The 23600-nt window shown below is 67.2% G+C and carries 17 protein-coding genes; 4 read left to right on the top strand and 13 right to left on the bottom strand.

The window, feature by feature from the left end; translation table 11 throughout:
• The 4 genes from purE to NLI89_RS13360 all read right to left on the bottom strand — a co-directional run bounded on the left by purE (position 1) and on the right by NLI89_RS13360 (position 3331).
• Entirely contained in the window at positions 1–477 is a 477-nt protein-coding gene (gene purE / locus NLI89_RS13375; RefSeq protein ID WP_248524056.1) for a 5-(carboxyamino)imidazole ribonucleotide mutase, read from the bottom strand.
• A 232-nt stretch (positions 478–709) separates the two neighbouring features.
• A complete protein-coding gene (gene gpmA / locus NLI89_RS13370) occupies positions 710–1396 on the bottom strand; it encodes a 2,3-diphosphoglycerate-dependent phosphoglycerate mutase (protein WP_254687463.1) in 687 nt (228 codons plus the stop codon).
• Between the two features lie 175 nt (positions 1397–1571).
• Positions 1572–2720, bottom strand: coding sequence for a M14 family metallopeptidase (locus NLI89_RS13365; protein ID WP_254687462.1), 1149 nt, complete (start codon positions 2718–2720; stop codon positions 1572–1574).
• Positions 2717–3331: a DUF4136 domain-containing protein gene (locus NLI89_RS13360; protein WP_254687461.1), complete on the bottom strand. Its 615-nt coding sequence runs from the start codon at positions 3329–3331 to the stop codon at positions 2717–2719. The genes NLI89_RS13365 and NLI89_RS13360 overlap by 4 nt, the downstream gene beginning before the upstream one ends.
• 172 nt (positions 3332–3503) lie before the next feature.
• Here NLI89_RS13360 and ykgO point away from each other — a divergent pair, with 172 nt between their 5' ends.
• A complete protein-coding gene (gene ykgO / locus NLI89_RS13355; protein ID WP_003046794.1) occupies positions 3504–3629 on the top strand; it encodes a type B 50S ribosomal protein L36 in 126 nt (41 codons plus the stop codon).
• 4 nt (positions 3630–3633) lie between these two features.
• Positions 3634–4248, top strand: coding sequence for an HAD-IA family hydrolase (locus NLI89_RS13350; protein WP_254687507.1), 615 nt, complete (start codon positions 3634–3636; stop codon positions 4246–4248).
• A gap of 89 nt (positions 4249–4337) precedes the next feature.
• Here the strand turns inward: NLI89_RS13350 and NLI89_RS13345 are convergent, their stop codons facing one another.
• Positions 4338–4940, bottom strand: coding sequence for a L,D-transpeptidase family protein (locus NLI89_RS13345; protein ID WP_254687460.1), 603 nt, complete (start codon positions 4938–4940; stop codon positions 4338–4340).
• A gap of 216 nt (positions 4941–5156) precedes the next feature.
• Here NLI89_RS13345 and NLI89_RS13340 point away from each other — a divergent pair, with 216 nt between their 5' ends.
• Positions 5157–5858: a murein L,D-transpeptidase catalytic domain family protein gene (locus tag NLI89_RS13340; RefSeq protein ID WP_254687459.1), complete on the top strand. Its 702-nt coding sequence runs from the start codon at positions 5157–5159 to the stop codon at positions 5856–5858.
• Between the two features lie 515 nt (positions 5859–6373).
• Here NLI89_RS13340 and NLI89_RS13335 read toward each other — a convergent pair.
• The 7 genes from NLI89_RS13335 to NLI89_RS13305 all read right to left on the bottom strand — a co-directional run bounded on the left by NLI89_RS13335 (position 6374) and on the right by NLI89_RS13305 (position 19702).
• Complete coding sequence (locus tag NLI89_RS13335; protein WP_254687458.1) at positions 6374–7471, bottom strand: glycosyltransferase family 2 protein; 1098 nt, start codon at positions 7469–7471, stop codon at positions 6374–6376.
• Positions 7468–9978, bottom strand: coding sequence for a DegT/DnrJ/EryC1/StrS family aminotransferase (locus NLI89_RS13330; RefSeq protein ID WP_254687457.1), 2511 nt, complete (start codon positions 9976–9978; stop codon positions 7468–7470). The genes NLI89_RS13335 and NLI89_RS13330 overlap by 4 nt, the downstream gene beginning before the upstream one ends.
• Positions 9979–10115: 137 nt before the next feature.
• On the bottom strand, positions 10116–12029 hold the full coding sequence (locus tag NLI89_RS13325; protein ID WP_254687456.1) for a CocE/NonD family hydrolase: 1914 nt from the start codon (positions 12027–12029) through the stop codon (positions 10116–10118).
• A 266-nt stretch (positions 12030–12295) separates the two neighbouring features.
• A complete protein-coding gene (locus NLI89_RS13320; RefSeq protein WP_254687455.1) occupies positions 12296–12595 on the bottom strand; it encodes a hypothetical protein in 300 nt (99 codons plus the stop codon).
• A 44-nt stretch (positions 12596–12639) separates the two neighbouring features.
• Positions 12640–15468, bottom strand: a complete 2829-nt coding sequence (locus tag NLI89_RS13315) for a M16 family metallopeptidase (RefSeq protein ID WP_254687454.1) — start codon at positions 15466–15468, stop codon at positions 12640–12642.
• Between the two features lie 161 nt (positions 15469–15629).
• A complete protein-coding gene (locus tag NLI89_RS13310; protein ID WP_254687453.1) occupies positions 15630–18305 on the bottom strand; it encodes a TonB-dependent receptor in 2676 nt (891 codons plus the stop codon).
• A 74-nt stretch (positions 18306–18379) separates the two neighbouring features.
• Positions 18380–19702 (bottom strand): sugar porter family MFS transporter, encoded by a 1323-nt coding sequence (locus tag NLI89_RS13305; protein ID WP_254687452.1) that lies wholly within the window; start codon positions 19700–19702, stop codon positions 18380–18382.
• 165 nt (positions 19703–19867) lie between these two features.
• Between NLI89_RS13305 and NLI89_RS13300 the strand changes: the two genes are divergently transcribed.
• Complete coding sequence (locus NLI89_RS13300) at positions 19868–20938, top strand: spore coat protein U domain-containing protein (protein ID WP_254687451.1); 1071 nt, start codon at positions 19868–19870, stop codon at positions 20936–20938.
• On the opposite strand, the gene NLI89_RS13295 is transcribed toward NLI89_RS13300, so the two are convergent.
• Complete coding sequence (locus tag NLI89_RS13295; protein ID WP_254687450.1) at positions 20923–23328, bottom strand: DUF3772 domain-containing protein; 2406 nt, start codon at positions 23326–23328, stop codon at positions 20923–20925. The two genes, NLI89_RS13300 and NLI89_RS13295, sit on opposite strands and share 16 nt — an antisense overlap.
• Positions 23329–23600: the final 272 nt, after the last annotated feature.

Here is a 23600-nt window from a genome sequence, read left to right as displayed (position 1 = left end):
TCAGGCGGGGTCGGTGGCGACGGCGTCGGTCTGCGCGGCACGCCATGCCTTCAGGCGTTCGGCCAGCGCATCGTCCGACGTCGCGAGGATCGCCGCGGCGAGCAGGCCGGCGTTGATCGCGCCGGGCTTGCCGATCGCCAGCGTGCCGACCGGGATGCCGCCGGGCATCTGGACGATCGAGAGCAGGCTATCCATGCCCTTGAGCGCCTTCGATTCGACGGGCACGCCGAGCACCGGGAGATGCGTCATCGAGGCGGCCATGCCGGGGAGATGCGCCGCGCCGCCTGCGCCTGCGATCACGACTTTCAGGCCGCGGTCGGCGGCGGTGGTCGCATAGTCGTAGAGGCGTTGCGGGGTGCGATGGGCGGAGACGACCTTGGTCTCGTAGGCGACGTCGAGCGCGTCGAGCGTCTCGGCGGCGTGGCGCATCGTCTCCCAATCGGAAGTGCTGCCCATGATGATGCCGACTAGAGCCATTTCCGTCCCCGGATCAAAGGAGCGCCGTGCCTAGCGATGGGCGGGGGCTAGGGCAATGTTTTGGTGGATGGATGGCGGGCTCTTCGTGGCTATCGCCCCCTTCCCTGCTCCCCTCCCTGGAAGGGAGGGGTTGGGGGTGGGTTGGTTTGTTGGGATCCGACACGCGCGCCAACTGGCCGACCCACCCCCGGCCCCTCCCTTTCAGGGAGGGGTGAAGTAGGGGACGGTGGCGTCAGCGTTCGCTGAGGTAATACCGGTCGGTGGCGTTCAGCTCGGCGTCGAGTTCGTAGACGATCGGCTGGCCGGTCGGGATCTCCAGGCTCGTGATCTCGTCGTCGGGGATGTTGGAGAGGTGCTTGACCAGCGCGCGCAGCGAATTGCCGTGGGCGGAAATCAGGACGCGCTGGCCGTCCTTGAGCGCCGGGGCGATGCGCTCGTCCCAGTAGGGGAGGACGCGGGCGATCGTGTCCTTCAGGCTCTCGGTCTTCGGGATCGCGATGCCGGCATAACGCCGGTCCTTCGACAGGTCGAACTCGCTGCCGTCCTCCAGGACAGGCGGCGGGACGTCGAAGCTGCGGCGCCAGGTGTGGACCTGCGCGTCGCCATGCTTGGCCGCGGTCTCAGCCTTGTCGAGGCCGGTGAGGCCGCCATAATGCCGCTCGTTCAGGCGCCAGTCCTTCTCGACAGGGAGCCAGAGCCGGCCCATCGCTTCGAGCGCGATGTTGAGGGTCTTGATCGCGCGCGTCTGGAGGCTGACGAAGGTCTGGTCGAAGTCGAGGCCCTTGGCGGCCATCAGCTCGCCCGCGGCCTTGGCCTCGGCCTCGCCCTTTGCGGTCATGTCGACGTCCCACCAGCCGGTGAAGCGGTTCTCGAGGTTCCAGGTGGACTGGCCGTGGCGGATCAGGACTAGGGTCGGCATGCGGGCTCCTTGTTTTAACATTGGGACGGACCGCCTCTCCAGCAATCCTCCCCCGCCAGGGGGAGGTGTCGCCGGAGGTGACGGAGGGGGAGGACACGCAACGTAGGTTTCGCCTGCCGCCCCCTCCGTCAGGCTGCGCCTGCCACCTCCCCCAGGCGGGGGAGGATTTCGAAGGTCAGATATCGTCTATCATGTCGGCGAGCGTCTCGAGCATCGCGTGCGCGAGCTGTTTCGAGCGTTCGGGCGACCAGCCGAACTCGGGATCGGGGTTCGCATCGTGATCCTTGAACGGCATCTCCAGCGTCATCGACACCGCGCCGAAGCGCTCGGCGACCTGGTTGGTCGACATCGACAGGTTCGCAGACCGGGGCGCTGACTTCGGATAGCCCTTCTCGGTCTGGAAATCGGGCGTGTGCGCCGCGAGCCGCCGGCCGTATTCGTAGAATTTCTCGCCGTGCGCGTCGGTCCAGGACGGAATGCCTTCGAAGCCGGCGATGAAGTTCGCGGGGATCGCCTCGTCGCCGTGGATGTCCATCGCGACGTCGACGCCGGTCTGGTCCATCGCGTTGCGGACGCAGAGGACTTCGGGGCTCTTCTCGAGGCTGGGCGTATCCCATTCGCGGTTGAGGTTCACGCCCACGGCATTGGTGCGCAGATGACCACGACGCGTGCCGTCGGGGTTCATGTTCGGGACGACGTTGAAGGTCGCCTTCGCCAGCAGCGCGGCGGTGATCGGATCGGCCAAATCGGTCAGACGCTCCAGCGCGCCTTCCATCCACCATTCGGTCATCGATTCGCCGGGATGCTGGCGCCCGTAGATCCAGACCTGCTTGGGGCCATTGCCGATCGTGAAGCAGTCGATCGCCTGCCCGTCGAGCGACTGGCCGAGTTCGCGGTGCGTGACGCCGGGCAGCAACGCGGTGCGCGCCACCAGCGCCTCGTGCATCTCCATCGTGTACGGCGCGAAATAGGCGAACCAGGCGAGATCGGTATCCGCGGTGAAATCGAATTCGAGCACGCCGGCGGCATAGCGCGTCTCGATCATCCGCCACGCCTGGCGATCGGTGCTGGCGCGCGTCTTGTAGCCCGGCCAGCCGAACGGATAGGCCGACTTGCCCGCATTCAGGATGCGGTAGGTCAGCGTCCGCCCGGCCGCTCCCGCCACGCGGAAATAGAACCACTGGAAGAAGTCGGACTGGTGATCCGTGACGATCTCCAGGTCGATTCGGTCCCCTTCGATGGCGACAACACGGATGTTGCCGCCATCGAAGGCTGCGTTGATGGTAACGGGAGTAGCGGCGGGACTCATGGTTTCTGCGGTCATTTCACCTGAATAGTGCGACCGGACTCGCCGGGGAACCCCATGAACAAGGCGCGCGCGAGCTTGTCGGCCTGGATATCGGTGCGTGCGTCCTCCTTGCGGGCGTCGGCGAACGACTGTGCGCGCCCTTCCCAGACAGGCGACTGGTCCGCGGTACGCTTGATCGTCACCGACAGCTCGGACACGAGGATCGCGGTGCTGCCGCCGCCGCCGATCGGGAAGCCGACCCCGCCGCCGAGACCGACGCCGCCACCGCCACGACCGCCGCTGAAGCCGCCGCCGCCCAGGCCGATGCTGATCGGCGAGCGCTTGGGTGGGCCAGCCTGCGTGGTGCGGGTGAAGCCGACGGTCGCGACGAGCAGCGGCTTCGCGCCGGGTGCGGGGACGCTGTAACCGGCCTGGAGCAACTGGCCCTGCACGGCGGCGGCATAGGTCTTGAACTCGATGCTGGCCGGGCCGCCGGAGGTCAGCGGCTGGACCGCGATCGTCCCGCGGTCGATCGGTTCGCCGAGATGATAGCGCAGCACCTCGGTCGGCGGCAGCGACGGGCCGGTCGCGCACGCGGTGAGGGATGCGCCTGCCAGCGCCAGGACCAGGATCGAACGTACCGCCATCGGGACTTCCTTAGAATGTTGCGCTATAGTAACGCTTCGACCAGCCGAGTGGGTTCCCGGATGGGAGGCCCTCTGCTGGCAGAAGCGTGTCCGTTGCTTGACTTGGACACACCCCGCCATTAGGCGATCCCGTCTTTCCGCACACCTAGATTTGAAAAGAAGCGAATCGATCATGAAGATCCGCAATTCCCTGAAGTCGCTCAAGGATCGTCACCGCGATAACCGCGTGATCCGTCGTCGTGGCCGTACCTACGTCATCAACAAGACCAACCGTCGCTTCAAGGCACGCCAGGGCTAAACTCCTGAAGACCGCCGTCATTTTCGACGTCGGTCGCGTCCTTTACGACTGGGATCCGCGGATCCTGTACGAGCGCCTGATCGATGACGATCGGGCGCTCGACGCGTTCCTGCACGATGTCGTGACGATCGACTGGCATTTCCAGCACGACGCTGGCCGCGACTTCGCCGACACCTCGGCGGAGCTGGCCGCGCTGTATCCGCAGCATGCCGCGCTGATCGCCGCCTGGGGGCCGCGATTCAACGACAGCATCGGTGCGCGAATCGCGGGCATGCACGAGATCGTCGAGGAGCTCGATTCGGCCGGCGTCCCGTTGTTCGCGATCACGAACTTCAGCCACGAGTTCTGGCCACCCTTCCGCGCGCGTGAGGCACGGCTGTTCGACCGGTTCCGCGATATCGTGGTGTCGGGCGAGGAGAAGATGGTGAAGCCGGATGCGGCGATCTATCGACTGGCGCTGGCGCGATTCGGGTTGGCGGCGGCGGACGCGGTGTTCGTCGACGACAATGCCGCGAACGTGGCGGCGGCGCAGGCGTTGGGGATCGAATCGGTGCTGTTCACGGACGCGGCGGATTTTCGTGCACGATTGGTCGAGCTCGGGCTCCCGATCGCGGCGTAACTTGTTTCCCCGCGAAGGCGGGGACCCAGCCTGGGCTCCCGCCTTCGCGGGAGAACAAGGAAGGGATTACTGCCCTCGCATCTCTCCAATCACCGATCGAGCGAGACCGACTGGCGCAAATTGGCGATTGCCGTCTCTTGATCAGGGACCGGCGGCTCCGGCATCACGCCGCCCTCGAAATCGTCCGTCACCGTCACGGTCGTCCCCAGCGTCGTCACCCCGAACAGCTGCTTCGCAAAGCCGAGCGGCACCCGGATGCAGCCGTGCGAATCGGGGAAGCCCGGGTTCCGGCCGGCATGGATCGCGATGCCGTCCCAGGTCAGCCGCTGCATGAACGGCATCGACGCATCGTTATACAGGTTCGACTTGTGGACCGCGTTCTTCTGCAGGATCGGATAGGTGCCGAGCGGCGTATCCTTGCCGTCCTTGCCGCTGGAGATCGTCGTCGCGGCGATCATCGTCGAGCCGCGATAGACGAACGCGCGCTGCTCCAGCAGGCTGATGACGATGCTGACGGGCTCGCTCGACCCATTGTCCCTCCAGACGAACTGGTTGGGCGAAAGTTCGGTCGCGGCCTGCTCGATCGGCAGCGCAGCGATCGCGGCAGCAGACGCGGCCAGAGCGGGGTTTGCGCCCGCCAACAGCGCGAAGGCCAGCCCCATTGCCGCAACCGACCGTACCACCCTGCTCATCCTACCGTCTGCCCCTGAGTCTTCAGATCCGTCTCGATAATCCGCCCAACGCGCGATTCTCTAAAACGTGCCGTCGGCGGATTGAGTCGACGAACCGACCCCAAGCCGGGGTAGTTCGAGGGAACAGACCCACAACCAGTGGAAATGGTTGCAGAATATTGACCGAAAATCGGCTATACCCGGTTCACGGGAACTGGGGCAATTACGGGAAAATCGATGCACGACGAAGGTCTTGTGCGCGAGCGACGCGCGCTTCTGAAGAACGGTTTGGTACTGGCGGGGGCTCTGGCGGTACCGGGTGCCGTCTCCGCGACCACACGGCTCGGCCGCCCGCTGACGGCGCGCGACCTGAAGCCGATGTCGCAGCCACCGCTGCCACGCACGACGGTTGCGGTGACGTCGCCGAAGGTGGTTCGCCCCGACCTGCTGCGCCAGGCGATGGCGTCGCTCAGCCGCCACGGCAGCCGCATCCAGCATCATGACCGCATCGCGATCGCCGATTTCGCGGCGCCGTCGGGCAAGCCGCGGTTTCACTTCATCGATCTAGCCAGTGGACGCAGCACGTCGTTGCTGGTCGCGCACGGCAGCGGATCGGATCCGGCACATACCGGGTATCTGGAGCGCTTTTCCAACCGCTTCGGCTCGAACGCCTCGTCGGAGGGCGCGTTCGTCACCGACGAATATTATGTCGGCAAGCATGGCCGCTCGCAGCGCCTGATCGGGCTCGATCCGACCAACGACAACGCGCTGGACCGTGCGATCGTCGTGCATTCGGCCTGGTATGCGAACAAGGACATGATCGAGACCCACGGCATGCTCGGCCGCAGCCAGGGCTGCTTCGCAGTCGGCGAGCGCGATCTGGACCAGGTGTTCGCCCGGCTCGGTGCCGGCCGGATGATCTACGCGGCGAAGGTCTGAGCGTTTAGCCGTCATCCCAGCGGACGCTGGGATATGTCGGTTTGGCGGGCGTCGCCTGACACGTGAGATACCCCAGCCTTCGCTGGGGTGACGATCTTGGCGAGGATGTCGGGATTTGGAATAACGCGCCCTACCCAAGGCCCGTCATCCCAGCGGACGCTGGGATATTTCCGTTTGGCGGGCATCGCCTGACACGTGAGATACCCCAGCTTTCGCTGGGGTGACGATCTTGCCGAGGATGTCGGGATTTGGAATAACGCGCCCTACCCAAGGCCCGTCATCCCAGCGGACGCTGGGATATCCCGGTTTGGCGGGCGTCGCCTGACACGTGAGATACCCCAGCCTTCGCTGGGGTGACGATCTTGGCGAGGATGTCGGGATTTGGAATAACGCCGCGTACCCAAGGCCCGTCACCGTCATCCCAGCGGACGCTGGGATATTTCGGTTTGGTGGGCGTCACCTGACACGTGAGATACCCCAGCCTTCGCTGGGGTGACGGGATTTTGGAGCGGTTGCTACCCCGCAGTCTCCGCCATCCGGCTCCGCTCCATCCGCCGGCGCGCGCGGCGGACGCCGCCGATGAGTCCCGACCAGAGCAGCGCCTCCAGTCCGGCATAGCCCAGCCCGAGATGATCGGGCCGCACCGCCAGCACGTCCGCCAGCCGCACCGTTCCCGCGCGCAGACCCGCCCGGCCGATATCGCCCCAGCGTCGCGCGGTTTCCCAACGGATCAGGCGGATGTCGTGTGCGGAACAGTCGTGCGTTGCGAGGAAGTCCGCCTGGATCACGCTCAGCGCACTGCCGAGCGTCGCCAGCGCAGCGCGATCGGGGACCGGGCGCTTGGCCATGTTGTGCAGCATGATCAGCCGCGCCACCCGCTCCGCGCGATCGTCGAACAGCCGGGCATAGCGTTCGGTTAGGACGCGGACCGAGGCCGCCTCCATCGTATCGACGAAGCGCTTCGAGACGCCGCCGGGATGGACGCGGTACAGCACCAGCGCCTCGTCGAGCCGCGCGATCGCGCCGAAATGCTGGATCCGCTGATACAGGTCGAAATCCTCGGCATACAGGAGCTCGGGCCGTGTCACCGGATCGAGCCGCCGCGCCACCTCGGTCCGCATCATCGTCGACGACCAGACCAGCGGATTCTCGATGCAGGTCAGCCACGCGACCAGCGCGGGCGTGGTGGTCGGCGCATAGCTGGACGGGCCGACCACGCCTGCGGTCAGAAGTTCGGCAGCGGTGCCCAGCAGCACGGTGTCGGGATGCGCGTCGAGATACGCCACCTGCCGCGCGAAGCGATCGGGGCGGCAGATATCGTCATGGTCGAGCGCGGCGATGTAGCGCCCGCGCGCCTCCGCGAAACCGCGGTTGCGCGCGAGCACCGGGCCGCCGTTCTTCGCCATCTGGACCAGTCGCACGCGCGGATCCGGCCAGGCGCGCACCACCTCGCGCGTGTCGTCGGTCGAGCAGTCGTCGACCACGATCACCTCGAAATCGCCGAAAATCTGCGCCTGGAGGCTGGCGAGCGTCTCCTCGATCAACCCTGCGCCATTATACGCGGCCATGACCACGCTGACCGCGGGATCGGCGTTTCGATCGCGCGACGTCACGCTGCCGCCAGTGCCTTCGACGCCATCACCTGATCGATGATCATCAGCCCCACATCGTTCTGCCATAGCCACAAGCCATTGGCCTGGCCCGAAAAACTGCTCTCGCCGCCAAGCGGTCCCCATGGCACGAAACCCGCCGCCAGTCCCAGCCCGTAGAGTCCGGGGATCGGTGCGCCGTCGGCATCGACCACGCGGCAATGGCGATCGACCATCGGCTGACCGTCATGCGCTGCGAGCGGTATCTGGGTCCCGTCGCGATCGACTACGGGCATGCCGATCGGGCGATAGCCAAGCGCGGCAACGACCAGATCCGCTTCCTCGATCGCCGCCCGTGCGCGAGCGTCGTCGTCGCCCGAAATGCGGTGCAGCGTCACGCGGGGATCGGGCGCGCGACCGTCGATGCCGAGCATCCGCAGCACCAGATCGCGCGCCTCGAGGCGGAAGCCGGCGAGGCGGTAGACGAACCCCGACACCGGGCAGATGTCGTCGGGGCCGAAATCGGTGAACCCCTCGGCATGCGCCGCCTCGACCGAATGATAGAAGGGGCGCAGGGGCCGGCGGTGCAACAGCGTGACGGCCCCTGCCCCGAGCGGCAGCGCCGGCTGGCTCTTCAGCAGCAGCGCGATCGTCGTCAGCGCGCTGGTCGAGCCGCCGATCACCGCGATCTTCGGGTTGCGCCTGCCGGTCAGGATATCCGCGACCTTCTCGAACCCGCCGACGGTCAGCACGTCGTCCGACTGGAGCAGCCGTCCGCTCGCGAGATCGACCAGGCTGGCCCCCGCAACGCGCTGCGTCGCGAGCCGGTCGAGCGGCTGGTGACCGCCGGTCGCGACGACGACGTTGCGCGCGAGCTGGTCGAAGACGTGGCCATCGGCCAGCCGGCGGACCTGGACGCTCCACAAGCCGTCGCCGACACGTTTCGCACCCAGCGCCTCGTGCCCGGTCAGCACGGTGCCGCCATTCTCGCGGACGATGTCGGTCAGCCGGTCGCCGGTCGCGCGCAAGAGCGGCCCGACCTCGGTCAGCGGCACGCCCAATGCGCCCTCATGCGCCGCGACCGCACGCCCGGCGGGGTGATCGACCAGCCGCGCGAGTTCGGGATGCACGTTGGCGCGCACCGCGGTCAGGAAGGTCTGCGCGGTCGAATCGGAGGTGATCGCATAGCGCCCGAGCCGCCCGCCACCGATCGCGTTGCCGCGCTCGATCACCATCAGCCCCGACGCGGCGAGATCGGGGAGCAGGCCGCGCTTGGTCGCCGAGGTCAGCATCGCCGTCCCCGCGGGACCGCCGCCGATCACGACGACCGAGGCGATGGCGCCACCAGGGCCGCGCACCGACGCCCGCCGATCGCGCGGCCGGAGAATCGCCGCGCACGCCGAGGCCAGCGCGGTCGCCGCCCGCCGCGCGTCCTCGATCGACATCGCGTCGGTGATCGGCAGCGACAGCATCCGCCCCGCGATCCTGTCCGCAACCGGGGTCGGCTCGATCATCGCGGTCGCCTGGAACCAGGGCTGTTCGCCGAGATGTGGGCTGAAATAGCGGCCACAGCCGATGCCGTCCGCCTCGATGCTCTCGACGATCGCGTCGCGGTGATGCGCGATATGCTCGGGGAGGAGAACGGGCATGAACTGCATCGCGCGCCGCCGCCCCGAGACCGCCTGGAACTGGAAATCGGGCAGCGTCGCGCGGTAGGTGTCGTCCAGCACCGCGCGGTGATCGGCGATCGCGTCGATCTCGGCGAGCTTGGCCTGCGCGATGATCGCGGTGATCTCCGGCAGCTTGGCATTGATCCCCGGCAGCGTCGCGTTGCGGCTGCCCTCGAACCCGAAATTGCCCATCGAGCGCAGCGTCGCGATCAGGTCGACGTCGCCGCTGTGGATCAGCCCGCCCTCGCCGACCGCGAACGTCTTGGTCGCGTGCATCGAATGGACCACCGCGAACGGCGCACGGGCACCGAAGCCCAGCCCCGCATCGTCGAGCGTACCGAGCGACGAGGCCGCATCGACGACCACGCCGACGCCGTAGCGCCGCTGGAAATGCACGTAGCGGTCGAGGTCGATCGCATTGCCGAACGTCGCATAGGGCACGACCACGCCGATCCGCTCACCATGACGCTGGAGCAACCGCTCCTCCTCCAGCGCGCAGGCACCCCAGTCGTCCGGATCGATATCGCAGACCAGCGGCGTCAGCCCCGCCCACGCCGCCGCCTGCGCGGTCGCGGCGAAGGTGAGTGCGGGCATCAGCGCCAACGTGCCCTGCTTGGGGTCCAGTCCGCCCGTCCGCATCCCCGATGCGTGGCGGATCGCGAGCATCAGCCCCAATGTGGCGTTGCCGACCGCGAGACACGCACCGTGCCCGCCGAACAGTGCGTCCGTCACCCCGGCCTCGAACTTGCGAACCTCGGGACCGTTGTTGCTGAACACCCCCGACGCCTCGACCCGGCGCAGTGCATCGAGATGCTCGCTCAGCCGCGGCGGGTTCGGCGCGATCAGGGGGAGGCGTTTCATCGGCGATCCGGTCTGTTGTACGACAGGTCCATGCCCCACCGCCTCCTAAGAACCAGTTACGCGAGCAAACGCCAATATATGCAGGATAGTCATTTCCTTACATCACCCCGGATCGCACCCGGTGCGATGCAGGAGTTTCAGCGTACCAGGGGCAGGCTGATATAGCTCTCATCGGGGCCCGCGACGGTGATCTTCTGCGTCGCCTTCACGTAATCCTTGGGTTGCGCGAAGAAGATGTTCGGGACGAAGGTCTGCGGGTTGCGATCGTAGAGCGGGAACCAGCTCGACTGAACCTGCACCATGATCTTGTGCCCCGGCAGGAACACGTGATTGGTCGTCGGCAGCGCGAACTTGTACTTGAGCGGCACATTGGCGGCGATCGGCTTGGCAACGGCCAGATCCTCACGGTAGCGCCCGCGGAAGATGTCCATCGCGACCGACAACTGATAGCCGGCCATCGCCTTGTCGCCGGGATAGACGTCCGGATACACGTCGATCAGCTTCACCACCCAGTCGCTGTCGGTGCCGCTGGTCGAGGCGGTCAGGTTCACTTCCGGAACGCCGGCGATCGTCGTCGGCGCAGTCAGCGCGTCGGTGGTGAAGGTCAGCACGTCGGGACGGCCGGACACCGCGCGCTGATCGTCGACCAGCCACTGTTTCCAGGTCGATCCGCTCGCATAGGTCGGCAGCGTCGGGCGCACGCGGTAGCTGACCGGGGTTGCCGGATCGGAGATATAGTCCGCGGTCGTCGCCGCGCCCGCCGCCGCCTGGAAGCCGAGCGCGCCGCCGGGCTTCAGGTAGAGCGGCGTGCCCAGAGTCTGCGCGGTCGGCCAGCTCTGGAGCTTCTGCCACTCGTTGCGCCCGGACTGGAACATCGTCACCGGCGCGACGTCCATCGCCGGCTGGTCGCTCTTCAGATAATGCGCGAGGAACGGCGCGAGGACGTGCCAGCGCCACCATTTGGCGGTGTCTGCATCCCATTTGATCGCGCCCAGCGCACTGCCGTTGCCGACCTCCTGCCCGTGATACCAGGGGCCCATCGACAGATAGACCATGTCGTTGGCGGTGTCCTTGGGCTCGAGCGCGCGATACACCGCGGGCGCGCCGTAGATATCCTCCTGATCCCACAGGCCGCCGACGATCAGCGTCGGCACCTTCAGCGGCTGGCCGGCGAGCACGGTGTCCATCGCCTGCGTCGACCAGAACGAGTCATAGGCGGGATGCTGCGTGATCTTGCGCCAGAAGCCGAGCTGGTCGAGGCCCTGCGCCTTGCCGATCGCGCCCGCCGAGCCGCCCTTGAGGTAATAGTCGTAATCGTCGGCGGTGTCGGTGATCCACGGCGTGCCGGCGTCCTTGGTCGCCTCCTGCCCGAGGATGTACGGCATCATCCCCTCGCGGAAGGCGCCGTTGTGGAACCAGTCGTCGCCGCGCCAGCCATCGACCATCGGGTTCATCGGCACCGAGACCTTCAGCGCCGGATGCGGGTTGATCAGCGCCATCAGCGGGAGGAAGCCGTCATAGCTGATCCCGCTGATCCCAACGCGGCCGTTCGATTCCGGGACGTGCTTAACCAGCCAGTCGATCGTGTCGTAGGTGTCGGTGGAGTCGTCGGTCTTGGTCGGGTTCTGGGCCGTGCCGGCGCGCGCCGGGTTCATCATGTAGATGCCCTCCGACCCGTGCATCCCGCGGACGTCCTGGATCACGCGGATATAGCCCGCCGCGGCGATCACGTCGCCAGCGCCATCGCCGTGCGCGAGGATGCCCGCATAGGTGCCGCTGTCAACCTTGGTCTGGCCGTCGGCGTCATAGGGCGTGCGCGTCATCAGGATGCCGGCGTCCTTCGCGCCCTTGGGCACGATGATGACGGTGTGCAGCTTCACCCCGTCGCGCATCGGGATCTCGACGACTTTGCGGACATAGTCGTAGCCGACGTCGCGCGGCGCCATCTTGGCGGGGCGTTCGTCGTAATTCTGCGCGGTCGCGGGGGTGATTGTAGCGGCAGCAAGCGCGGCGATCGCGCAGGCATTGAGCAAACGGGGCGTAAACTTCATTTTCTTCTTCCTTCCCTCCCGGACTGAAAAAGAAAAAGGCTCGCCTTGCCGTGTCGGAAAGACGAGCCCCTCCCATAGTGTAGCTAGTGTATCGATCGCGTGATCACCCTCCGCCAAATATCGTCACCCCAGCGGAAGCTGGGGTCTCCCGCTTGGCGAGCGCCGGTGGCCGCTCGGTGAGATCCCGGCTCTCGCTGGGATGACGGTCGCGAGACGGACGAAGGCAGGCGGGGCAGACAGAGGTTCACGGTCGCCACGCCAGACCGTTACGCCGTCCGCGTGCCGGTCAGCGGGAAGCTGCCAAAGGCGCCGGCTGCGACGCTGCCCTTGAGGACGTCGTCCTCGACGGTCGCCTTGCAGTCGAGCGTCATCGGCATCGGCACGGTCATGCTCTGCTTCCAGGTGATCGTGTCGCCATCGACCTCGCCGGTGACGTCCATGCCGCCCATCGCGCCCGATACCGCGCCGGTGAAATTGCTGCCGGCGCTGTTGACGGTCAGCGTCATCTTCTGGTCGCCCAGCGGCGATTTGACCACGCAATCCCAGCTGCCATCGACGTTTGCCATTGCTCTCTCTCCGATTACCGCCCGGAACGCCCGGGCTCTTTCGATTAATTGGCGCCGGCAACCGACGCCGCGGGGATGACCTCGACCGGCAGGCCGATGCTGTCAAGCTGCGGCCGCACCGTCTTCGCATCGCCGACCACGACCCAGATCGTCTTCTTCGGATCAAGCGCCTGCTGGATCGCCGTGTTGAGTTGCGGCAGGTTAAGCCCTTGATAGCGCTGCGTGATCGTCGCGTAGTAATCGTCGGGCCGCTTGAGCAGGTCGTTCTGCTGCATCGCAGCCAGCACCGCGTCGGACGTCTCGAAATTGCCCGACAGCGAGCGGATCGCGCCGTTGATCGCACGGTCGAACTCCGCCTGCGTCATCGGCTCCTTGCCGAGGAACGCGCCGATGTCGTCGCGAAGCGCAGCGATCGACGGGCCGGTCTGGTCCGCCTGCACCGGCGCCGACAGGACATAGGGCGCGGCCTGCTCGTTCTGCTGGAACCGCCCCGAGACGCCATAGGACCAGTGCTTGGTCTCGCGCAGATCCATGTTGGCGCGGCCGAGGAAGCTGCCGCCGAGCGCATCGTTCGCGGTCGCGATCGGCAACAGGTCCTGCGTGCCCTTCAAGCCCGTCGGCACGCCCGCGAGGATCAGCGACTGCGGGCTGTCCGGCCGGTCGATCAGCACGATCTTCGGCGCGGACGGCGTCACGGTCGCGGGGAAGGCCTTCACGCCGGGCGCGCCGGTCGGCCGCCACGTCCCGAACCGCGTATCGAGCGCTGCCTTCACCTCGGCGAGCGGACGATCGCTGACGACGAAGATCTTCGCCTTGTCCGGCCTCAGCCAGGCCTGCTGGAATGCGACCAGATCGGCACGCGTCAGCGCCGCCACCGCCTTCGGATCGCCGCTGCCCTGCGCCTTGGCATAGGGCGAGGTCGGCCCGAGCAGCTTGGGCAGGACGCGCGTGGCCAGCCCCTGCGGACTGGTCAGCTCCTGCGCGATCTGCGCGAGTTGCTGGTTCTTGACGCGCGCGACCTCGGCATCCGCGAACGCCGGATTCTGCGCGATATCGGCGAACAGGTCGACCGCAGGCGCCAGGTTCGCACTCGGCACCTGGAGCGACAGGAAGGTCCGGTCGTTCGACGCGCCCGTGCCGATATCCGCGCCCAGCCGCTCCTTGGCCTCTGCCAGCGCGACCGAATCCCGCGTCGGCGTGCCCTCGTCCATCATCGCCAGCGTCAGTTGCTGCGTACCGAGCTTGCCCGGCACGTCCGCCGCCACGCCTGCATCGAAGCTCAACACCGCCTGCGTCACCGGCACGGCGGCGCGCTGTGCGTAGACGACCTCGATGCCGTTCGCGAGGCGCGTGCGCTCGACGGTCGGGAAGCTGAGGCCTGCGACGGTGCCGACCGCGGGCAATGGCCCCCGCGTACCCTTGAACGGGACATCGGGCGCAGGCGGAACGTCGGCCTTGGGCGGCACCACCGCGTTGGCATAGGCATCGCGCGGCCCCGGCACGACGGTCAGCGAATAGGCCGGGCGCGACAGCCACTTCGCCGCCGCCGCGCGGACGCTCGCCGGCGTCTCGGCGGCCAGTTGCAGGAGCTGTTTCTTGTAGAAGCCGGGATCGTTCGAATACAGCGCGCCCTCGGCCAGCGTCACCGCCTTGCCGCCGAAGCCGCCGACCGATTCCAGGCCCTCCATCGTGTTTGCCGCGGTCGTCGTCGCGACGCGGCTGACTTCGTCGGCGGTCGGCCCGTTCTTGAGGAAGTCCGCCATGATCTCGTCGATGCGCTTCGACACGAGCGCGGGGTCGACCCCCTGCCGGACGATCGCGCGGATACCGAACATCCCGAGCTGGCTGAAGCTGCGGTTATACGCCGCGATGCTGACGACGAGCTTCTCCTTCTTGACCAACGCGGTATCGAACCGGCTGCTGGCGAGCCCGCCGAGCACGCCCGCCGCGACATCCAGCGCGGTGCCGTCCTTGTCATTCAGGCCGGGCACCACCCAGTTGCGGCTGATCATCACCGCGGCGACGCGGTCCTTGATCGTCTCGCTCACCGGCGCAGGCAGGGTCGGGATCGGCGCCGGCGGCACGATGCTCTCCGGCCCCTTCGGGATACCGCCGAAATACTTCTCCGCCAGCGTCTTTGCGGTCGCCGCATCGACGTCGCCGGCCAGCACCAGCACCGCGTTGTTCGGGCCGTAATGATCCTTGAACCAGTCCTTCACGGTCTGCAGCGACGCCGCATCGAGATCCGCCATCGAGCCGATCGTGGTGTGGCCGTACGGATGATCCGCCGGGAACAGACCCTCGGTGATCTTGTACTGGGTCAGGCCGTAGGGCTGGTTGTCGCCCTGGCGCTTTTCGTTCTGGACGACGCCGCGCTGCTCGTCGAGCACGCCCTGCGTGATCGCGCCGGTGAGATAGCCCATCCGGTCGGATTCGAGGAACAGCGCACGATCGAGCGCCGCGGTCGGCACCGTCTCGAAATAATTGGTGCGATCGAAATAGGTCGTGCCGTTGAAGTCGGTCGCACCGACCTGTTTCAGCGGCTCGAAGAAATCGCCGGGCGCGTTCTCGGAGCCGTTGAACATCAGATGCTCGAAGAGATGCGCGAAGCCGGTCTTGCCCTTGGGTTCGAACTTCGACCCGACATTATACCAGACCGACACCGCCACGACCGGCGCCTTGCGATCGGTATGCACGACGACGCGCAGGCCGTTCTTCAGCGTGAACTGCTGGTAGGGGATATCCACCGACTTGACGAGGTCGGCGACCGGGGCGGGCTTGGCTGCGGGCGTCGGCCGCTGCGCCTGCGCAAACGCGGGCGAGACGAGGGCGATTGCAGCGACGCCGGCAAGCGCGCCCAGTTTGCGTGTCATGGTCGAACGATACCCCGAATTCGAATGATGTCGTCGCAGCATAAGCGGGCTTCGTCGCCGGGCAACAGGATTGATGGGTCGATTTCCGAAGGATCGACGCCCTGCCCCGGCGCAGTCCGTGTCCGCCGCCGACCGCCAAGCCAAGCACCGCGCCGATGGCTTTAGAAGAACAGTTTGCGGATGCTGAGGCGGACGGTGCGGCCTAGCGGGTCGAGGTAATCCGGCTGGTAGTTGTTCGGCGTCGCGCCGGTCGCGTCGGTCACGCGCTGGCGCGTGTTGAGGACGTTGTCGACCGAGAAGCTCACGCGCATGCCGCGCAGCCACGGGTGCGCCTTGACCCATTCGAGGCGCTGGCCGAGATCGGCGAACAGGCGGAGATTGGCGGTCGCGAGGCCGCCGAAGTTGAGCGTTTCCGGCGCGGCGGCGGTGCCGCCGTTCACGCGCGTACCGGTCGCGTAATTGGCGGAGAGACGCGCACCGAGGCCGTTATTGGTATAGCCGGCCTGCGCCTCGAGTTCGTGCCGCGCCTGGCCGCCGCTGTTGCCGATCGCGTCGCCGTTGAGCAGGTCGAGACTCGGCCCGCCGTTCGCGACGAGCACGCGATCGGTGAAGTGCCAGGTGTGATAGAGCGCGAACTGGATCCGTCCACCGGCCTGGCCACCGCGGCCTCCGAAACCACCGCGACCGCGACCACCGCCAAAGCCTCCACCCGGCGGCGGCCCGCCCGGGGGTGGACCATCGGCGCCGCCGGGACCACCAGAATCGCCGCCACGCGCACCGCCCTGTGCACCGCCCCGCGCACCGCCGGGCGGCCCGTCCTCGCCCGGCGGCGGGCGAAATCCGCGCGGGGGCTGCATGCCCTCGAACGGATTGGGGCCGGTCCCCGCGCGATACGCCTCGAGCTCTCGCTGGATCTTCGACTTCAGCGGCGCGGAGAAATTGATCCCCCAGCGCAGTTCGGAGCGGTCGCTGCTCGCGTAATTGATCGGCCGCTGATCGACCTGCAGCAAATTGCCGCCCGCATCGCGGGTGAAGCGATCGGGGAACGCGGCCTCGATCGCCGCGGTCGCGCTCGGGAACGACGCGATCGGATTGTCGGTGTGGCTGTCGACATAGTTGGCGGTGATCGACAGGTCCTTGGCCGACCATGGCTTCAGCGTCAGGCCCAGCTTGCGGACGTGATTATTGTCCGCGACCAGGCCCTGGTTGCCGCCGCTGATCGTCGTGACGGTCGCGGTCGTCCCCTTCACGTAATCGAAGATGCGGACGTTGGGCGTGGTGATCGACGGGTTGCCGAGCTGTTGCGCGGTCGGTGCCTCGTCGGTGTCGGTGACCGAGGCGATCAGGCGCACGCCGTCGATCGGCGACCAGTTCATGCCGTAGCCCAGCGTCGTCAGCGTGCCGAAGTCCGACAGATGGTCCTCGGCCAGATTGAAGTTCGCCGACAAGGTGCCGAGGAACGGCAGCACGCCCTTCGACCGGCTGGCGATCGGCACGTCGACATTGACCTGGCCGTTGACGGTATCGCGCGACACCTGCCCCTGCGTATCGCGCCCGACAAGGTCGATGACGGTGTACGAGCGGCTCTTGAAATCGGCGGTTTCGGCGCCGAGCTTGACCGTCGTCGAGACCGCGCCCGCGGGCAGGTTGAAGAGGTTGCCGTTGGCGACCGCGTCGACTTCGCCCGAGGTCTGCGTCGCATAAGCCCGATTGGCGGGAGAGGCGCCGAAGTCGCTCGCGGTGAGGCGGGCGAACGGGTTGGCGGTCGTATCGCCCGCATTCAACCGCGCCTGGAACGCGGTCGTGTCGACACCCGTCTCGGTAAAGGTCTGCGTGTCGCTGCGGTCGTAATTGCCCGTCACGTTCCAGCGCCACGTGCCGACATCGCCGTTGAGCGTGGTGCCGAGATGCGCGGCGATCGACGAGGCGCGCTGGGTCAGCGGCTGGAACCCGTCGTCGTTGAGAGCACGGTAGAGCCTCGTGCCATCGGCGAGGTCCAGCGTCGCGACGGGCAAGCCGTTCAGGCTGCGGCTGTCGGTCGATTCGAGACGACCGTTGATCGTCGCGCCTACTTTGCCGATGTTGCGCGCATACACGCTGTTCACCGTGAAGGTGCTGTTCGCGGACTGGAGCGTGCGGAACGGTCGCTGGTCGACGATGGCGTTGTCCGCACCGACCGCGCTGGTCGCGGTGGCCGTTGGCGCGTTGATGTCGCGCTCGGCCTCGGTCAGCGCGGAGGTGGAGGTGTATTCCGCGTGCAGATTGACCCGACGGTCGCGGGCGATGTTCAGCATGTCGAGCTTGCCATCGGGCGAATTGCTGCCGCCTTCGGTCGGCATCTTGTCGACGGCTTCGACGGTCACCGCGCGGAAGCGGCGGCGCAGGACGAAGTTCACGACCTTCTGGTCCGCGCGATACCCGTATTTGAGCGCGACCTCCTCGGGCAGGATCTCGACGCGCTGGATCGCCTCGGTCGGGATGTCGCGAATCTCGGCGAAACTGGAGATGCGACGGCCGTTGAGCAGCACGACGGGCGCGCCGCCGCTGCCGCGTCCGCTGGTGGTCTGCGGGCTCAGTTCGTTGAGCAGGTCGGCGATCGAGCTGACGCCGTAGGAGCGGATCTCGGCCTGGCCCAGGCTCTGGTCGGGCGGGATGTCGCCGATCACCGAACCGGGCAGTTTGCGCGATCCGGTGACGACGATCTCCTCGGCATCGGCGGCTTCGTCCTGCTCCGCGGTCTGCGCGGCGGGCGCGGCCGTGGCAGGTGTCGACGGGGCCTGTTGCGCCGCCGCCATCGCAGGCGCGCTTACCGCCAGAACCAGACCCAATGTACGCATAGTCGCTATTTCCCGATGATCGCCGTCGATCAGGGGGCTCGACTAAAGGGCAATTGTCGCAGGATTATGCCCGTTCAACGCGCGAGATGCGCGTCCATGTCTTCCAGCGGCACGCCCTTGGTCTCAGGGAAGTAGAAGAACACGGTCACGAACTGCACCGCCATCATCGCCGCGAAGAACAGGAACGGCACGCCCGCCGACCACGCCGCGGCTACGGGGAAGACCTGCGCGATCACCGCGTTCCAGCCCCAATGGCTCGACGAACCGATGCTCGATCCGCGCGCGCGTACGTTCTGCGGGAACACCTCCGAGATATACACCCAGATCACCGCGCCCGAACCGGGGGCGAAGAACATGATGAACACGATCAGCGACGGCAGCAGCAGCCAGTTCGGCAGGACTCCCAGCAGCGCGAGCCCGCCGACGGTCAGCGCCGCGGTCATGCCGGCCGAGCCCCAGAGCAGCAGCGTGCGCCGCCCGATCCGGTCTATCAGCAGCATGCCTAGCAATGTGAAGACCATGTTGGCGACGCCGATCATCACCGCCTGGAGATCGGGCGAGAGGCTGCCGCCCGACGCCTTGAAGATGTCGTTGAGGTAATAGAGGAACGCGTTGATGCCGCTGAACTGGTTGAACATCGCGACCAGGAAGGCGAGCGTGATCGGCTTGCGGTGGCGCGACCAGGAGAGTTTGGCGTCACCCTTCGGCGCATCGAGTTCGCGCCGCGCGATGTCCGGGCTCATCCCGACCATCGCCAGCACCTCCTTCGCCTCCGCATCGCGCCCCTTGGCGAGCAGCCAGCGCGGCGAATTGGGGATGCGGAACAGCAGCGCGAAGAACACCAGCGACGGCAGCGCGACGATCCCGAGCTTCCATCGCCATTCGACATCGCCGAGCCCGAGCGAGCCGATGATCGCATTCGACACATAGGCGAGCAGGATGCCGAGAATGACCGCGAACTGGAATCCGCCGACCATCTTGCCGCGCTGAGCAGGTGGCGCCAGCTCGGCGATATAGGCGGGCGCGAGCACCGACGAGCCGCCGATCGCGATGCCGTTGATGAAGCGGAAGCCGAGGAAACTGTGCCAGTTCCACGCCAATGCACAGCCGAGCGCGGTGACGACGTACAGGAAGGCGAGCATCCGCAGCACGTTGCGGCTGCCATAGCGATCGCCGGGCATGCCGACGAACAGCGCGCCGATCAGCGTTCCCCATAATGCCGACGACACGGTGAAGCCGAGCCATGCCTCGCTCAGCGCGAACTTCGCCTTTAGCGCGCCGGTGACGCCGGCGATCACCGCGGTGTCGAAGCCGAACAACAGCCCCGCCAGCGCCGCGGTGGCAACGCTCGCGATCAGGACGGTGCTGGGGCGGGCGTTGGAGGGGGCGATCGTCATGCCGGCTGTTTCGAGTGTTTCGGCGCGCCGGGCAAGACCGCGTCCATGCCGCGACGCCCGACATTCGCCGTTTCGACGGACGAAAACATCCGATTCCGGTTTTTCAAAACGCATTAACGATTGCGGGAATAGCCCTGGCCTATCGAAACGGGTGCGAGGGATGCGGTGGGTATCGAACATGGTCTGGCGATGGCGCGGGGCGTGAAGACTGCGCTGGGCATGAAGACTCCGCGCGGCGTGAAGCGGCTGGTCGCGGCGCTGGTCCTGTCCCTCGGGCTCGCCGCGGCGCCAGCGTTCGCCTGCGAGGTCGTCACGCCCTCGACCGCCAGGCTCGGCACCCTGTCGCCGGCCGCGGTTACGACCGCGGGCTTCATCGCGACGACCGGATCCTTCACCTGCGCGAACGCCGACGTCCTGTCGCTGCTCGCCGACGATTACCTGCGCGCGACGCTGCTGACGACGGGAACGCTGACGCTTACCGCACCCACCGGCGGGTCGGTCGGCTATTCGCTATCGGCAAATTCGAGCGGCACCGCGCCTTTGGTCGCCAATACCAGCCGTTCGTACTTCGAGGGGACGACGCTGTCATTGCTGGGCAGCAGCAGGGCCGTCGTGCCGATCTATATCAAGCCGGTGAGCGCCTCCGCCCCGCCCGCTGGAATCTACAAGGGCAGCTTCCAGGTCCGTTGGGCCTGGAAATTCTGCGACGGCGTCGGGGCGCTGGGGTTATGCCTGCTCGGCAGGAACGATCAGGACAGCAGGATCGCGTTGGTCGACGTGACGATGACGGTCGCAAGGGACGCGGTCGTCACGGTTTCACAACGCACCACCTGGGAAGCCTCCGCCGCGACCGTCAATCCAAAGGCGATTCCCGGTGCGAAGCTGCGCATGACGATGCAGATCGAGAACCCCAATCCGTTCGCGCTGGACGGCAACACGCTGGCATTCACGCTGCCCACCCCTGCCCGCCTCCAGGTGGCACTGGACGGCGACGGCACCGCGTCGACCGCATATGTCGTGACGGCGGAAGGGTCTCCGGCCTCGTCGCTGGCGGTCACCTATACCAGCCCGTCCAGCACCACCGACGATGTGGATTTCTCGTCGAACAACGGCGGCAGTTGGACCTATGATCCAAGCGCTGCACCCAGATCGGTCACCAACGTGCGGATCAGACCGCGCGGAACGATGGCGGCAGGGTCGAAATTCATCGTGTCGCTGCCTTACGCCCTATTCTGACCGGGGTTCTGATCGACGCTCTGATCGGCAACGGGCGAGCCCGGCAGCGAGCCGACCAGTTCCATCTTGGTCGCGGTCGAGCCGACTTCGATCCCCGCCTCGCGGAACTGGCGGAGCAGCGTGAACAGCAGTTCGCTGCGGATCGGGTACGCATCGCGGGGACTAGCCACATAGGCGAAGCAGTTGAACTTGGCGCGACCGGCATCGATCGAGTCGATGAACACCTTGGATTCGGGATGATCGAGCACCTCGTGCTTTTCCGCGAACGCCGCCAGCACCATCGTCCGCACCGCATCGAGATCCTCCTCGAGCGGCACCGAGAATTGCAGCTGGATCCGACCGATCGGCGCGGCCAGCGTCATGTTCTGGATCGTCTTGGTGATCAGCTCCGAGTTGGGCACGATCAGCGTCGAGCGGTCCGCCACCTCGATCTCGGTCGAGCGCACGTTGATGCGTTTGACGTCGCCCTCCATGTTGCCGATCCGGACGAGGTCGCCGATCTTCACCGGGCGCTCGGCGAGGAGGATCAGGCCGGAGACGAAGTTCTGCGTGATCGCCTGGAGGCCGAAGCCGATGCCGACCGACAGCGCGCCGAGCACCACGGCGAGTTTCTCCATGCCGATCCCGAGCGCGCCGAGCGACCACAGCACCGCGGCGATGATCCCCGCATAGCGCGCGACCATCGTCACCGAATTCTGCGCGCCGGCGTCCATCGCGGTGGTCGGTAGGTAGCTGTTCACCAGCCAATGCTGCAGCCCGCGCATGATCGCGAGCGCGACGAACAGCACCGCGATCGAGCGCAGCACCGCCCCCGGCGAGATCGTGACCTGGCCGATCGTGATGCCGTTCGCGACCGTCCCGAACAGCTCGAACGCCGAGCCCACGCCCGCCCCGAACGGCGCCATTACCGCGCCGACCGCGAGCATGATCAGCAACAGCCGCAGCACCGCGGACAGCAGCACGCCGATCTGGTCGACGGTCTTGTTGTCGACGCCGAACCCGCTGTTCGCCGACCGGCCGAGGCGGTTGCCGCTCGACAGCAACGTCCGGCAGGCGTCGTCGGTGAAGGTCATCATCAGGTACAAGGTCGCGCCGACGATCGCGCCCCAGACCAGCCACGTCGCGACCTTGAGCGCCAAATTCACATAGCCGATCAGCCCGGCGAAGAACGCAGCGACCAGCACCAGCCAGACCAGAGTAGCGACGATCGCGAGCAGCGTGTTGCGCGCGGGCTTGGCCGGATCGGGCAGCGCGGCGGCGCGCAGACGGCCGAGAGTCACCAGGATCGCGCCGAGCAGGACGATGTGCAACAGCGCGACGAGCGCGTTGGCGGCGCTCGACGCGGGCGCGCTGACGCCGATCAGCAGGTTGGTCGCGATCAGCAGCTGCCCGCCGAAGATCAACGCCGCGGCCATCCAGCTATACGGCCGGAGCGCCTGCGCGGCGGCGTCGCCGATCGGCAGCAGCCGCCAGGTCGGCTGGGTCCGCAGCAACAGCGCGCCGCCGAGCGACGAGACGAAAGCCGCGAACCACGAGATCCCGACGAAGATCGCGCCGAACCGGCTCCACGCGGGCGAGACGAGCCCGCCCCAGCGCAGCGACGCGACAATCGCCCACGCCGCAAGCCCCGGCAGCGCGGTCCCGATCACCACCAGCCACAGCGCATAGGCCGAACGCCGGAGACGGCCGCCGGGGGCGTGGTTGGTCGCGTATCGCCGACCGACACCGTGCAGCCAGCGGCGCAGCGGCACGATCAGCACCAGCGCGGCGAGCATCCCGACGAGCAGGCCGGTGCCGGCGCGGGTATCGAGCCGCGCACCGAACTGACGCATTTCGGTATTGGCGAACCGCGTCAGCCGCGCGGTGTCGCGGGGCAAGTGATCGACGATCGCGGCCCACAGCGTCGGCGACAGCGGCGATCCGGTGTTCTCGGACAATTGCTGGCCGAGTTCCTCCGCCTCGGCCGCACCGATATCGTCGATCTGCTGCTTGGCCTCGATCCCGATCAGCTTCGCGCGCTTTATCGCCGAGTCGATCGACGACTGGCTCTGCGCGAGGAGCCGGCGTTCGGTGCGGATCTCGGGCGCCTCGACAACGCCCGGGGTGGCGGCGCCGAGTTCCGCGACGCGCGCCTGGACCAGCGCCATCTCCGGCGTGAGCGTGCGGACCGCATCGGCGGCGGTGGTCTGCACGACCTGCGCGCGATCCCTGAGCACCTGCCGCGCCTTGTCGTCGCGCGCGGCGGGGGTGGCGTCGTCGATCGCCTGGAGTTCCGCCGACGCCTTGGTGAGGCTGGCGGCGACGGTCGCGACCTTGGCTTCGTCCTGCGCGAGGGCGGGTAGCGCGGTGGCGAGCAGGAGGAGCGCGGCGAGGTGACGAAGGAGTGTCATTCGGGTTGCTGTACAGCGGCGGGCGGGGAAACGGGAGGGGGTGGCGCTGGGCTCGGGTCGGGGCGCTATCGCCGCTGCTCTCTGCGCCGCTTTAGGATGAGCGTTTGCCCAGCACGCGCACCACCCCGGCGGAGGCCGGGGCCCAGTTGGAGAGGTCGCTGTAACGGAGTGCCGGCCGTCATCATCACCGGCTCCCAACTGGGCCCCGGCCTCCGCCGGGGTGGTGCTATCGGAACGCAGGGCAGCAGATTCGGCCGTCCCCCGCGCTTCGT

It is taken from the genome of Sphingomonas faeni (genome assembly GCF_024273235.1).
Lineage (GTDB): Bacteria > Pseudomonadota > Alphaproteobacteria > Sphingomonadales > Sphingomonadaceae > Sphingomonas > Sphingomonas faeni_A.
This window is presented reverse-complemented; position numbering and strand designations above follow the sequence as displayed.